Here is a 12375-nt window from a genome sequence, read left to right as displayed (position 1 = left end):
GCTACGTGGCGGGTGCCCCGTCGTGTTCTGGATTGAACCTGAAGTCCGCCTGACGGGATTGGACCGCGTCGCGGATAAAGGCGGCGACACGTCGAATGCGCGCGCTCTCCCGATCATCCTCGGAGTAGAGCAGCCAATAAGCGCGAGTGAAGCCAACGGTTTTCGGCATGACGGGCAACAGGTCACGTCCGCGCGCCATGAAACATGGCAGTACGCCGAGGCCCACACCGCCGATCACCGCATCGAGTTGCGCTTGCACGGTTGCTGCCTTGTAGCCGGTGCGGATATCCGGGTGCAGCCTTCGGTTGAAATCGAGTTCAGCGGTGTAGAGCAACTCGTCAATGTAGCCGACGAAGGGCAGCCGCAGTAAGTCCTCGCGCGTGACCGGCTGCCCGTAAGTGGCTAGCAGATCCGGAGAGCCGTAAAGACGCAATTCATAGTCGACGAGTTTCTGCATCACCAACCGGCCGGTTTGCGGCCTGTCGAGGCTGACGGCGATGTCGACGTCACGGTTCCAGAGCTTGTGGCTGGAAGGGACGGGCACCAGTTCGATCTCGAGCGAGGGTTCGAGGCGGGCCAGCGCGGGCAGGGCGCGTGACAGCATCGCATTGCCGAGCCCGTCGGGCGCGCCGATCCGAACGCGGCCTTGCAATGCGCCCGGGCGTTGCAACCTGTCGAGTACCGCAAGCGCGGTTGCCTCCATCTCTTCGGCGAGTGGCAACAGCGCATTGCCGGCCTCAGTCAGCGTGTAGCCGTCGGCATCCGCGTCGAACAGACGGTTTTTCAGTCGCATGTCCAGACGCGAAAGATGACGCGCAACAGTGGTGTGGCTGACGCCCATCCGCTTTGCCGCACGGCTGATCCGCCCGGCGCGGGCGGTTTCCAGGAAGTAATGGATGTCGTTCCAGTCGAAACGATCGGTCATGTGCTGTCCTCTTTCGGAAGCCTATCGTAGTCGCTTACTGAACGAAAATAGACAGTAATTGTGCAAAATCGAAAATTCCTTTTTGCAGCTCGGTCTGTCTCAAATAGGCGCCAATCCGGCCCGGCCAATCGTGGCGCCGGTGGGCGGCGTGTGGAGGACGGGATGGAAGAATTCGGGACATATGACTACGTGATCGTCGGCGCCGGCAGCTCCGGCTGCGTTCTGGCCAACCGGCTGAGCGAGCAGCCGGAGACGCGAGTCCTGTTGTTGGAAGCGGGTGGCAGCGACAACTACCACTGGGTGCACATCCCCGTCGGCTACCTGTATTGCATCGGCAACCCCCGCACCGATTGGGGATACAAAACCCAGCCCTGCGATGGACTGCTGGGTCGTTCGTTGCTGTACCCGCGTGGGCGGCTGATCGGCGGCTGCTCCTCGATCAACGGGATGCTCTATTTGCGCGGGCAGGCGGCCGACTACGATGGATGGCGGCAGATGGGCCTGTCCGGCTGGGGCTGGGACGATGTGCTGCCTTATTTCATGAAGTCGGAGGACTACTACGAGGGTGCCGACGACGCCCACGGTGCAGGCGGCGAACTGCGGGTGGAAGAGCAACGCCTGCATTGGGAGATCCTCGATGCCTGGAAGGCCGCCGCCGTGGCCGCGGGTATCCCGGAAACGTCCGATTTCAACCGGGGTGACAATTTCGGCGTCGGATACTTCAAGGTGAACCAGCGCAAAGGTTGGCGATGGAGCGCTGCGAAGGGCTTTCTCAAGCCAGCGCGGTCGCGGCCGAACCTGACGGTGATGACGAAGTCCCAGGCGGAACGGCTGATCTTCGACGGCCGGCGCGCGGTGGGGGTCCGGTTTCGGCGAGAGGGGCAGTTGGCGGAGGTGCGGGCACGGGGCGAGGTGATCCTCGCCTCCGGTTCCATCGGCTCGCCGCAGATCCTCCAACTCTCAGGTGTCGGTCCCGGCGATCTGCTGCAGTCACATGGTATCGACGTTCTGCACGAGAACGCGGGTATCGGGGCAAACCTCCAGGATCACTTGCAGATCCGCTGTGCCTACAAGGTTCAAAATGTGCTGACGCTCAACACGATGTCGGCAACGATGCTGGGCAAGGCACGGATTGGGCTGGAATACCTGCTCACGCGCTCCGGGCCGATGTCCATGGCCCCAAGTCAACTCGGTGCCTTCGCATATTCCTCGCCAGATGTCGCGACACCCGACCTCGAATTCCACGTGCAACCGGTCACGCTCGACGCTTTCGGGCAGCCGCCGCATGATTTTCCGGCGATCACGGCAAGTGTTTGCAACCTGCGCCCGGAAAGCCGGGGCCACGTGCGGATCGCGTCACCGAAGCCGTCCGACCATCCGGAGATCCAGCCGAATTACCTGTCGACCGAGCGGGATCGGCTGGTGGCGGCACGCGCGATTCGACTGACGCGGAAGGTCATGGAACAGGCACCGCTGGCGCAGTACAGCCCAGAGGAGTTCAAGCCGGGGCCGCAGTGTCAGACCGATGCCGAATTGGCCGAGGGGGCAGGGCGGATCGCCTCTACGATTTTTCACCCGATTGGGACCGCCCGAATGGGTACCGATCCCGAGGCTGTGGTCGACGCCGAACTGCGGGTCAATGGCGTCGAGAGGCTGCGGGTTGTTGATGCGTCCGTGATGCCATGCATTACATCCGGCAATACCAATGCGCCGACGATCATGATCGCTGAGAAGGCCGCCGACATGATCAAATCCGCCGCCCGCGCCACGGCAACGGCCTGACGCCGGTCGGGGCGTCGTCGCGCCGCTGAGAGAGCGGTGCCGCGCCGGTGACGCGTTCCGTTTTGGCGCAAGCGAATGTACCTTGTTGGCTTGCTGACGCTCACCGTGGTGCCTGGGAAAACGACGTGGGTACACGCACCGGATTGACCCGGCAGCAAGGTTCTGTCTAGTATTTGAACGAGCGTTCAATAACGGGGAGGGGAGGCCCTGTTGGCATGTTCCACGCGACGATGAGCTTCGATATCGGCGAGGAAGCCAGCGCATTGCGCGACATGGTGCATCGTTGGGCGCAGGATCGGGTGAAGCCGATGGCGGCCAAGATCGACGCCACGAACGAGTTTCCCGCCGACCTTTGGCGTGAAATGGGGGAGCTTGGCCTTTTGGGCGTCACCGTTCCAGAGGAATACGGCGGCGCCGGTATGTCCTATCTCTCCCATGCCATTGCCGTGGAGGAGATAGCACGCGCCTCGGCGTCAGTATCGCTCTCTTACGGTGCGCATTCCAACCTCTGCGTCAACCAGATCAAGCTGAATGGCAGCGAGGAGCAAAAACACCGTTACCTGCCGAAACTGATCTCCGGTGAGCATGTAGGGGCGCTGGCCATGTCAGAGGCCGGTGCCGGCTCCGACGTTGTCTCAATGAAGCTGCGGGCGGAGAAGCGAAACGGCCACTACCTGCTTAACGGGACGAAATACTGGATCACCAACGGTCCGGACGCCGACACGCTGGTTGTCTACGCCAAGACCGACCCGGAGGCCGGGGCAAAGGGCATTACCGCCTTCATCGTCGAGAGGACGATGGCAGGATTCTCCACGAGCCTGCATTTCGACAAGCTCGGCATGCGCGGGTCCAACACAGCAGAGTTGGTTTTCAAGGATGTCGAAGTACCGTTCGAGAATGTCCTCGGGGAGGAAGGCAAGGGCGTGCTGGTGCTGATGTCCGGGCTCGACTACGAGCGCGTCGTGCTGGCGGCCATCGGGCCAGGGATCATTGCCGCCTGTCTCGACGAGATCATGCCCTATCTGCACGAGCGGCAGCAGTTCGGCCAGCCCATCGGAAACTTCCAACTCATGCAGGCAAAGATCGCCGATATGTACACCGCGCTGAACACCGCGCGGGCCTATGTTTACGAGGTCGCGAAATCCTGCGACAGGGGTGAAGTCACCCGGCAGGACGCGGCTGCCTGCGTGCTCTATGCCTCCGAAGTCGCCATGACGCAGGCGCATCAGGCGGTGCAGGCCATGGGTGGTGCGGGGTTCATGAACGATTCCCCCGTGAGCCGGCTCTTCAGGGATGCCAAACTGATGGAGATCGGTGCGGGCACCTCGGAGATTCGCAGGATGCTCATCGGTCGCGAGTTGATGGCGGCGAGAGGATGAAACGTGGAAGACCAAGGCGCATTCTGGCAGGGCACACCAAGCCTGCTGCATGCGGATTTCCCAAATCTGGTGCATTTTCTGGAACTGGTGGCGGCGGCCGTGGACGTGATGGCCATCCTGGTCATGCTGGTCGGCGCCCTGCGGTTTCTTGCCGGCTTCGTGCGGGCGGAGACCAAGGCGGAGGAAGCCTCGCGCGCGCGGATCATCAACGGCGAGCGTATTCAACTCGGGCGGTACATATTGGCCGGGCTTATGATCTTCATTGTCTCCGACATCATCCACACCGCGCTGAGCCTGGATCTCGGAGATCTGATCTTTCTTGGCTTGTTGGTGGCCATTCGCTTCGCGGTCAGCCATCTGCTCGGCCAGGAAGTTCGGGCAATCAAGGAGAACCCTGAACTATGATGGGATGTATCACGCGCGCGATCTGCGCCGCCGTCGCGATTTCTCCGCTGGCTGTATCGGCTCAGGAGACGCCGCACTTCGACCCAACCCCGGCGCTGTCCTGCCTCGCGGGGGCACCTGATTTCGTCGCGCAGCAAGCCTGCATCGGTGTCGCGGCCGAAGCCTGCATGGCGTCGAACGAGATGGGATATACGACGGTTGGCATGGGCTATTGCTTCGACCAAGAGTTGGTTTTCTGGGACGCGCGGTTGAACGCGGCCTATGGGCCGCTCATGCAGCGCGAGAAGGCGATGGATGCGGAGATGACGCAGCTTGGCGCAACCGTGCCATCGCTGGCGGAGGCTCTGCGCGGGATGCAGCGGGCCTGGATTCCTTATCGCGATGCGACTTGCGACTATGAGCGCGCCCAGTGGGGCAATGGCACCGGTGGCGGGCCGGCGACGCTTGCCTGCTTGATGGACCTGACCGGGCGCCAGGCGCTTGAACTGGAGCGGCGGTTGAACGATGGCCAGTAGCCGGGGCAGCAAGGCATTCGGGCAGATCGTTCTTGCGGTGGCTGGAATCGCAGGTGCCGGAAGCCTGTCGGCCGAAGAGCTTTCGGCGGGTGTCCTAGCCGCCATGGACGCCTGTCTCGTGGAGAGTGCGGTCAGCCGCGACGTGGCGAACTCGACGATTGTCTGCTTCAACGAGGCCCACAGGTCCTGCGCAGACGACCTTGCGGCCTGTGAGACTGCGATGTCATCTGCCCTGTCCGCACGGGCCGACGGCTTGCTCGCACGTCTTCCAGTGGAACTCGATGGCGTCCCGGACTTTGCCAAGGAGCGGTATCGGGAAATCCTGACCGACATCGAAAATGGCGCACTCGGGCAGTGCGACGATCTCCCGGCGGAAGAGGCGGTTTCCTGTACCTACCACGTTCAGGCACTGCGCTTCGCCAAGCTCCGGTCGGTTGGCGCACAGGTCGACCCGAGCCTGCTGATGCCATGAGGGTCGCCCGTGCATATTGGATGGACGGGGCGCGTGAACAACGGGCGGTGCCGCCGGTGGCGGGCGGGTTGCGCGGGATCATGGATCCTCGCGCGGTGGTCGATGCGCGCAGCGCATCGGCACGGGCTGCGCCCGCGGAAAGGGCTGGGCGATGAATGGCGGGCCGACATTCGAGGCGGTTGCGCGCGACGGCTGGCAAATTCCAGAGCGTCTCAACATGGCGGCCGAGGTCTGCGACCGGTGGGCTGAGGCCGAACCGAACCGTGTGGCGGTGATCGAGCCGCGGGCGGACGGGCTGCAGAAGACAACCTATCGCGCGTTGCAGGGCATGGCCGACGCGCTGGCCTACCGTCTCGTGGAACGCGGTATCGGTCGGGGCGACCGGGTTGGAGTGCTGCTCAGCCAGTCCCCATGGACGGCGGCCGCGCATGTCGCGATCTGGAAGATCGGGGCGATTTCGATACCGCTTTTCACCCTCTTCGGCCCCGAGGCCCTGGCGATGCGCCTTCAGGATTCCGAAGCGCGATGCCTGGTGACCGACGCGGGCGGGGCGACGCGGCTGCGCGAGGGCGATCTTTCGACTGCCGTAGCCGAAGCGATTGCAATTTGCACACCCGAGGGATTGTCGTGCGATGGGCCGCGCTTCGAGACGGCTGATACGGCGGCGGACGACCCGGCGGTGATGATCTACACCTCCGGAACAACCGGCAATCCCAAGGGCGCGCTTCATGCCCATCGCGTCTTGCGCGGACATCTTCCCGGCGTGGAACTGTCGCACGACCTGCTGCCCCAGCAAGGCGATGTGCTCTGGACGCCAGCGGATTGGGCCTGGATCGGCGGTCTCTTCGACGTATTGATGCCGGGGCTCTGGCATGGGGTGCCGGTGGTTGCGGCGCGCATGGCGCCTTTCTCAACCGAGGAGTGCATCAGGATTATCCGGCAGGCCTCTGTAAGAAATGTGTTTTTCCCTCCAACCGCGTTGCGTGCGCTGAAAGCGGCAGGTGTTGAGATTTCGGGGCTGCGTTCCGTGGCCTCCGGTGGCGAACCGCTCGGGGCCGAGATGCTCGACTGGGGCCGCCAGGCATTCGGGCTGACGATCAACGAATTCTACGGCCAGACCGAGTGCAACATGATCGTTTCTGCCTGCGCCGCGCGGTATGCGCCGAAGCCCGGCTGCATGGGCCGCCCGGCGCCCGGACATGAGGTCGACGTGATAGGCCCGGACGGGCGCCCACAGGAGGGCGAGGGCGAGATCGCGGTGCGCAGAGGATCGGCTTCTATGATGCTGGAATATTGGAGAAATCCACGCGCCACTGCAGAGAAGTTCCGCGGCGACTGGATGCTGACCGGCGACCGCGGCATTCGCGACGGGGACGAGTTGCGCTTCAAGGGCCGCGATGACGACGTGATCACCTCGGCGGGCTACCGGATCGGACCTGGCGAGGTGGAGGATTGCCTGCTGACCCACCCGGCCGTGGCGAGCTGCGGGGTCGTCGGCACGCCCGATCCGCGGCGGACGGAAGCCGTGACCGCCTTTGTCATGCTGCGGGAGGGTCATGAACCGGGCGACGCTACCCGCAAGGCGCTTCAGACCCACGTGAAAACGCGGCTCGCGGCGCACGAATATCCCCGCATCATCCATTTCGTGGAGAGCCTTCCCATGACGATCAGTGGAAAGATCATTCGGCGGGAACTGCGCCGGATCGCGACGGAGGACGTTCTGACATGAGCCCGATCACGAATCGCAGACCGCATCTGGCGGCGGACATCTTGCGCGAGGCGCTGGAGCGCCAACGGGCCTTCGAGGATCGCAAACCTACGCGCATGGGGCGGGGCGCCGAACGGTTGACGGCGCCGGTCGGCGGGCTGGTGGCGCGCATGATACCGCCGCGCATGGTGAGCCACGGGTTGAAGCTGGCAGACCGGGCCGTGGGATACACAATTCCAGCGGATTGGACCCGCCATTCTGTTGAGGATCTCGCCGCGTGCGAGGCTGCCGCACGTCGCGTGCAAGCATGGGCCGCGAGCGCCAATGCGGCCTCCGGGGGGGCTGCCGGCTGGCTGGGAGCCGCTGGAATGACCGCCGATATACCCGCCACCATCGCCATGGCGGCGCGCAACGTGCGCGCAACCGGCGCGGCCTTCGGGTTCAACGACGACAGCGATGAAGAGCGCGCCTACCGGCTGATGGTGCTGCAAGTCGCCGCCGAAGCCGGCGAGCGCGGCCGCGCAGAGGCCCTGGCCACGCTTGCGGACATGGCCGCATTTCTGGCCAGCCCGGAAGGCCGATTGGTGCTCGACAGTGGCGGTCGGTGGCTCTCGGACAAGGTCGTCGAGCGAATTGCCCGCCAACTCGGCGTATCGCTCGCCGGGCGCAAGGCAGGGCAGGTCGTCCCGGTTGTGGGTGGTGCCGTCGCCGCCGTGGTCAACGCCAGTTTCCAGACCGATGTGAGCCGCGCCGCGCGCTACGGCTACCGGATGCGCTGGCTGATGGCGCGACGGCTCCTGGAGGGGCCATCGGAGGAGCACGCCGCCGCACGTCAGGAAAGCGACGCCGTATGAAGCTGCTCAGTCAGGCATCCCCCGGTTCGGAGACGTTTCGTGCCAACCACGCCGCGCATCTGGAGGCGCTGCGCGAGATCGAGCAAGCCGCCGAACTGGCCGCTGCGGGGGGCGGTGACCGGGCGCGGGCGCGGCATACGTCGCGCGGCAAGATGCTCCCGAGAGAGCGGGTGGCGAATTTGCTGGACGCTGGTTCGCCGTTCCTTGAGATCGGCGCCGTGGCCGCGCACGGGCTCTACGATGGCGCTGCGCCCTGCGCCGGCGTTGTCGCCGGCATCGGGCGCGTCATGGGGCGCGATGTCATGGTCGTTTGCAATGATGCCACCGTGAAGGGCGGCACCTACTATCCGATCACCGTGAAGAAGCACCTGCGTGCGCAGGAGATTGCTGCCGAATGCCGCTTGCCGTGCGTGTACCTCGTGGACTCCGGCGGTGCGAACCTGCCGATGCAGGACGAGGTCTTTCCCGACCGGGATCATTTCGGCCGCATTTTCTACAACCAGGCGCGCATGTCGGCGGCGGGAATCGCGCAGATCGCGGTCGTGATGGGCTCCTGCACGGCGGGCGGCGCCTATGTGCCGGCAATGTCGGACGTGACGATCATCGTGAAGGAGCAGGGGACGATCTTTCTCGCCGGTCCGCCGCTGGTGAAGGCGGCCACGGGCGAGGTGGTGACAGCGGAGGATCTGGGCGGCGGGGACGTGCACACGCGGCTCTCCGGCGTGGCCGATTATCTGGCCGTGGATGATGCCCACGCGCTCGCATTGGCGCGGCGGGCGGTCGGGTCTCTGGGGCCCGCGCCGCAGGTCGGGTCGGATTGGGCGACGCCGGAAGCCCCCGCCTACGATCCTGACGAGATTCTGGGCGTGGTGCCCGAGAGCCTGTCTGTACCCTACGACATCCGGGAGGTGATTGCCCGGATCGTAGACGGTTCGCGGCTGGACGAGTTCAAGGCGCGCTTCGGGGAGACGCTGGTCACCGGTTTCGCCCATGTCCACGGCTGCCCGGTGGGGATCGTGGCGAACAACGGGGTGCTCTTTTCGGAAGCCGCGCAGAAAGGCGCGCATTTCGTGGAGCTGTGTTCGCAACGCAAGATCCCGCTTGTCTTCCTTCAGAACATCACCGGCTTCATGGTGGGCCGGAAATACGAGAACGAGGGCATCGCCCGGCACGGGGCAAAGATGGTCACCGCGGTTGCGACCACCGCGGTTCCGAAGATCACGCTGTTGGTGGGCGGTTCGTTCGGCGCGGGCAACTACGGAATGGCGGGCCGCGCCTACCAGCCGCGGTTTCTCTGGACCTGGCCCAACAGTCGGATCTCTGTGATGGGCGGGGCGCAGGCGGCCGGCGTTCTGGCACAGGTGAAGCGCGCGGCGATCGAAAGCACGGGCGGCGCGTGGTCCGCGGAGGAAGAGGCCGCCTTTCGCCGGCCAACCGAGGAGATGTTCGCCACCCAGGCTCATCCACTCTATGCCAGCGCCCGGCTTTGGGACGACGGGGTGATCGACCCGCGAAAGAGCCGGGACGTGCTGGGCCTGAGCCTCCGAGCGGCGTTGAACTCAGCGGTCGAGGAGACGCGGTTCGGAGTGTTCCGAATGTAATTGTCGTCAGGTTGGCGGAGAGCCGCGCGCCGCGGTGCGCGCTCCCGCCCGCCGATCCCGCGTTCGCCACAGCGCGCGGGAGCAGGAGGGGAGAACGGGTCGATGATCCGAAAGTTGCTGATCGCGAACCGGGGCGAGATTGCCTGCCGCGTGATACGGACAGCGCGGGGAATGGGGATTTCCACCGTCGCGGTCTATTCCGATGCCGACACGGGTGCGCTCCACACGGAAATGGCAGACGAGGCCGTGCACATCGGCGGCGCCGCGCCGGCGGAGAGCTATCTTGATGGCGCTCGGGTGATCGCGGCGGCCGTGGCTTCTGGGGCGGAGGCAATCCACCCCGGCTACGGGTTTCTGTCAGAGAACCCGGAGTTCGTGGAGGCAGTGGAAGCCGCGGGGCTGATCTTCGTCGGCCCGCCGGCCCCGGCGATCCGGGCGATGGGGTTGAAGGACGCGGCGAAGCGTCGGATGGCAGAGGCGGGCGTGCCCGTGGTGCCGGGCTATCACGGGGACGACCAGTCACCCGAGCGGCTGGCCAGCGAAGCCGAGCGGATCGGTTACCCGGTTCTGATCAAGGCCGTGGCCGGTGGCGGCGGTAAGGGAATGCGGCGCGTGTTGCGGGCCGAGGATTTCGCCGCCGCTCTCTCGTCGGCCCAGGCAGAGGCGCAGTCGGCCTTCGGAAATGCGGCGGTGCTGGTGGAGAAATACGTTGACCGCCCGCGCCATATCGAGGTGCAGGTGTTCGGCGACAGCCACGGGCGCGCGGTGCATCTTCACGAGCGAGATTGCTCGCTTCAGCGGCGGCATCAAAAGGTGATCGAGGAGGCGCCGGCACCGGGGATGACGGTGGAGATGCGCGCGGCGATGGGGCACGCGGCCGTGCGGGCGGCCGAGGCGATCGGCTACGTGGGTGCAGGGACGGTGGAGTTCATCGTCGACGGCAGCGGGCCGCTCCGGCCTGACGGCTTCTGGTTCATGGAGATGAACACCCGGTTGCAGGTGGAACATCCGGTGACCGAGGCGGTGACGGGTTTCGATCTCGTCGAATGGCAACTCAGAGTTGCCTCGGGCGAGCCGCTGCCCCTGGATCAGGAAAACATCCCGCTCGTCGGCCATGCGTTCGAGGCGCGGCTGTATGCAGAAGATGTACCGGCGGGTTTCTTGCCCGCGACGGGGAGGTTGCAGCATCTCGCCTTCGACCCGGCGGCGCGGGTCGACAGCGGTGTGCGCCAGGGCGACGACATCGTCCCCTGGTACGATCCGATGATCGCGAAGGTTATCACCCATGGCCCCTCGCGCGGCGTGGCACTGGCGCGGCTCGGGCGGTCGCTGGCCGCGACGGAAGTGGGCGGCACCATTACCAACATCGGGTTTCTGGAAGCCTTGACGCGGCATCCGGACTTTGCCGCGGGCCGTGTGGATACGGGGCTCATCGAGCGAGACCTCGATGCATTGACCGGACCGGAAACGCCGTCGGACGAGGTTGTCGTCTGTGCCGCCCTTGGAGCGGCGGGGCTGGGTGGGGCTGTGGCCGAGTTCGAAGGGTTCTCGCTGTGGGCACAGATGGTTCGTACCGTGGTACTGCACCGTGGAGAGGCGTGTTGGACTGTCAGGCTGGCCTGTTCCGGTAACCGGGTCGACGCTGAACTGGACGGGCGTTCGTTCCGATGCCGGCGGGGTGGTGAGGACTGGCTGATCGGCGAGGCACGCGCGCCCGGACCGGCTCGGCTCCTGCCCGGCGCAGTGGTGGTTTTTGCCGGACAGCCCTGGGAATTCACGCTGCCCGATCCGTTGGCGCGCGGCACGGCTGCGGCGACGGGCGGCAACGTCTTGGAGGCGCCGATGCCGGGCGTGGTGCGGCAGGTTCTGGTCGCACGAGGTCAGTCGATTTCTGCCGGCGAGCCTTTGGCGGTGCTGGAGGCCATGAAAATGGAACATACGCTGACCGCTGTACGCGATGGCACCATTGCCGAGGTGCTCGTCAGCGCGGGTGCACAGGTGGCCGCGCATGACGCCCTGATCCGGTTGGAGGACGAGGCGACCGATGCAGGGGAGAACGCGGCATGATCCGGCTGCACCATTGCCCGCAAACGCGTTCGATGCGGGCGCTCTGGTTGCTGGGTGAGATCGGATGCGAGTTCGAGGTCGTTACACATGCTTTCGGCAGGAATCTCCGGCAGGCGGAATTTCTGGCCCTCAATCCCGCGGGACGGGTGCCGGCGCTGGAACTTGACGGGAAGACGATATGGGAGAGCGGAGCGATTACCGAAGTTCTGTGCGAGCGCTTTCCGGAGGCCGGGCTGGGACGGGCGGTGGATCATCCCGAACGCACCGACTGGCTGATATGGGTGCATTTCGCCGAAACCGTGAGCCAGCACACTGCCGCGCTGACCCAGCAGCACGTGGCGCTCTATGAGGATGCAATGCGCAGTCCGGTGATCATGAAGCTGGAGGCGGCGCGGCTGGGCAAATGCTACGCAGCGCTGGACGCACGGCTGGCGGGGCGCGCATGGCTGCTGGACGGCGGGTTTTCCGCGGCGGATGTGAGCGTCGGGCAGGCCGTCTACATGGGACGCCACTTCGCCAGAACCGAGCCCTTTCCGGCCCTGCATGCCTGGATGGAACGCTGCGGCGAACGGGCAGCCTATCGCGCATCGCTGCCGAAATCCGACGAGGCGCCGCTCTACACACAACATTTCTACCCGGCGTGGGACGCATGAGGCGGGTGGCTCCC

At 65.3% G+C, this 12375-nt stretch carries 11 protein-coding genes; 10 read left to right on the top strand and 1 reads right to left on the bottom strand.

The window, feature by feature from the left end; all coding sequences use genetic code 11:
• Position 1: 1 nt before the first annotated feature.
• Entirely contained in the window at positions 2-925 is a 924-nt protein-coding gene (locus tag ARC39_RS13020; protein WP_068115080.1) for a LysR family transcriptional regulator, read from the bottom strand.
• Positions 926-1087: 162 nt separating this feature from the next.
• On the opposite strand from ARC39_RS13020, the gene ARC39_RS13015 reads away from it, so the two are divergent.
• The 10 genes from ARC39_RS13015 to ARC39_RS12970 all read left to right on the top strand — a co-directional run bounded on the left by ARC39_RS13015 (position 1088) and on the right by ARC39_RS12970 (position 12361).
• Positions 1088-2707: a GMC family oxidoreductase gene (locus ARC39_RS13015; RefSeq protein ID WP_068115078.1), complete on the top strand. Its 1620-nt coding sequence runs from the start codon at positions 1088-1090 to the stop codon at positions 2705-2707.
• Positions 2708-2922: 215 nt separating this feature from the next.
• Positions 2923-4086, top strand: a complete 1164-nt coding sequence (locus ARC39_RS13010; RefSeq protein ID WP_068115076.1) for an isovaleryl-CoA dehydrogenase — start codon at positions 2923-2925, stop codon at positions 4084-4086.
• 3 nt (positions 4087-4089) lie between these two features.
• Positions 4090-4491 (top strand): DUF1622 domain-containing protein, encoded by a 402-nt coding sequence (locus ARC39_RS13005; RefSeq protein WP_236545252.1) that lies wholly within the window; start codon positions 4090-4092, stop codon positions 4489-4491.
• Positions 4488-5006, top strand: a complete 519-nt coding sequence (locus tag ARC39_RS13000) for a lysozyme inhibitor LprI family protein (RefSeq protein ID WP_149866415.1) — start codon at positions 4488-4490, stop codon at positions 5004-5006. The genes ARC39_RS13005 and ARC39_RS13000 overlap by 4 nt, the downstream gene beginning before the upstream one ends.
• The gene (locus tag ARC39_RS12995) at positions 4996-5478 is read left to right on the top strand and encodes a hypothetical protein (RefSeq protein ID WP_068115075.1); all 483 of its coding nucleotides are present in this window, start codon (positions 4996-4998) and stop codon (positions 5476-5478) included. The genes ARC39_RS13000 and ARC39_RS12995 overlap by 11 nt, the downstream gene beginning before the upstream one ends.
• Positions 5479-5629: 151 nt before the next feature.
• Positions 5630-7207: an AMP-binding protein gene (locus ARC39_RS12990; protein WP_068115073.1), complete on the top strand. Its 1578-nt coding sequence runs from the start codon at positions 5630-5632 to the stop codon at positions 7205-7207.
• A complete protein-coding gene (locus ARC39_RS12985; RefSeq protein WP_068115071.1) occupies positions 7204-8040 on the top strand; it encodes an EcsC family protein in 837 nt (278 codons plus the stop codon). The genes ARC39_RS12990 and ARC39_RS12985 overlap by 4 nt, the downstream gene beginning before the upstream one ends.
• Positions 8037-9641: a carboxyl transferase domain-containing protein gene (locus ARC39_RS12980; RefSeq protein WP_068115070.1), complete on the top strand. Its 1605-nt coding sequence runs from the start codon at positions 8037-8039 to the stop codon at positions 9639-9641. Before ARC39_RS12985 ends, ARC39_RS12980 begins: the two co-directional genes overlap by 4 nt.
• A 102-nt stretch (positions 9642-9743) precedes the next feature.
• On the top strand, positions 9744-11708 hold the full coding sequence (locus ARC39_RS12975; protein WP_068115068.1) for an acetyl/propionyl/methylcrotonyl-CoA carboxylase subunit alpha: 1965 nt from the start codon (positions 9744-9746) through the stop codon (positions 11706-11708).
• Positions 11705-12361, top strand: coding sequence for a glutathione S-transferase family protein (locus ARC39_RS12970; protein ID WP_068115067.1), 657 nt, complete (start codon positions 11705-11707; stop codon positions 12359-12361). Before ARC39_RS12975 ends, ARC39_RS12970 begins: the two co-directional genes overlap by 4 nt.
• Positions 12362-12375 lie beyond the last annotated feature (14 nt).

This window comes from Tropicimonas marinistellae, from assembly GCF_001509585.1.
Classification (GTDB): domain Bacteria; phylum Pseudomonadota; class Alphaproteobacteria; order Rhodobacterales; family Rhodobacteraceae; genus Tropicimonas; species Tropicimonas marinistellae.
The sequence above is the reverse complement of the archived record's forward strand: the minus strand, read 5'-3'. Positions and strand labels throughout refer to the sequence as shown.

Bases quoted from the DNA above. Each gene is read 5' to 3' on its own strand.
- ARC39_RS13020 (WP_068115080.1), bottom strand. From the start codon at position 925: ATGACCGATCGTTTCGACTGGAACGACATCCATTACTTCCTGGAAACC.
- ARC39_RS13015 (WP_068115078.1), top strand. From the start codon at position 1,088: ATGGAAGAATTCGGGACATATGACTACGTGATCGTCGGCGCCGGCAGC.
- ARC39_RS13010 (WP_068115076.1), top strand. From the start codon at position 2,923: ATGTTCCACGCGACGATGAGCTTCGATATCGGCGAGGAAGCCAGCGCA.
- ARC39_RS13000 (WP_149866415.1), top strand. From the start codon at position 4,488: ATGATGGGATGTATCACGCGCGCGATCTGCGCCGCCGTCGCGATTTCT.
- ARC39_RS12995 (WP_068115075.1), top strand. From the start codon at position 4,996: ATGGCCAGTAGCCGGGGCAGCAAGGCATTCGGGCAGATCGTTCTTGCG.
- ARC39_RS12990 (WP_068115073.1), top strand. From the start codon at position 5,630: ATGAATGGCGGGCCGACATTCGAGGCGGTTGCGCGCGACGGCTGGCAA.
- ARC39_RS12985 (WP_068115071.1), top strand. From the start codon at position 7,204: ATGAGCCCGATCACGAATCGCAGACCGCATCTGGCGGCGGACATCTTG.
- ARC39_RS12980 (WP_068115070.1), top strand. From the start codon at position 8,037: ATGAAGCTGCTCAGTCAGGCATCCCCCGGTTCGGAGACGTTTCGTGCC.
- ARC39_RS12975 (WP_068115068.1), top strand. From the start codon at position 9,744: ATGATCCGAAAGTTGCTGATCGCGAACCGGGGCGAGATTGCCTGCCGC.
- ARC39_RS12970 (WP_068115067.1), top strand. From the start codon at position 11,705: ATGATCCGGCTGCACCATTGCCCGCAAACGCGTTCGATGCGGGCGCTC.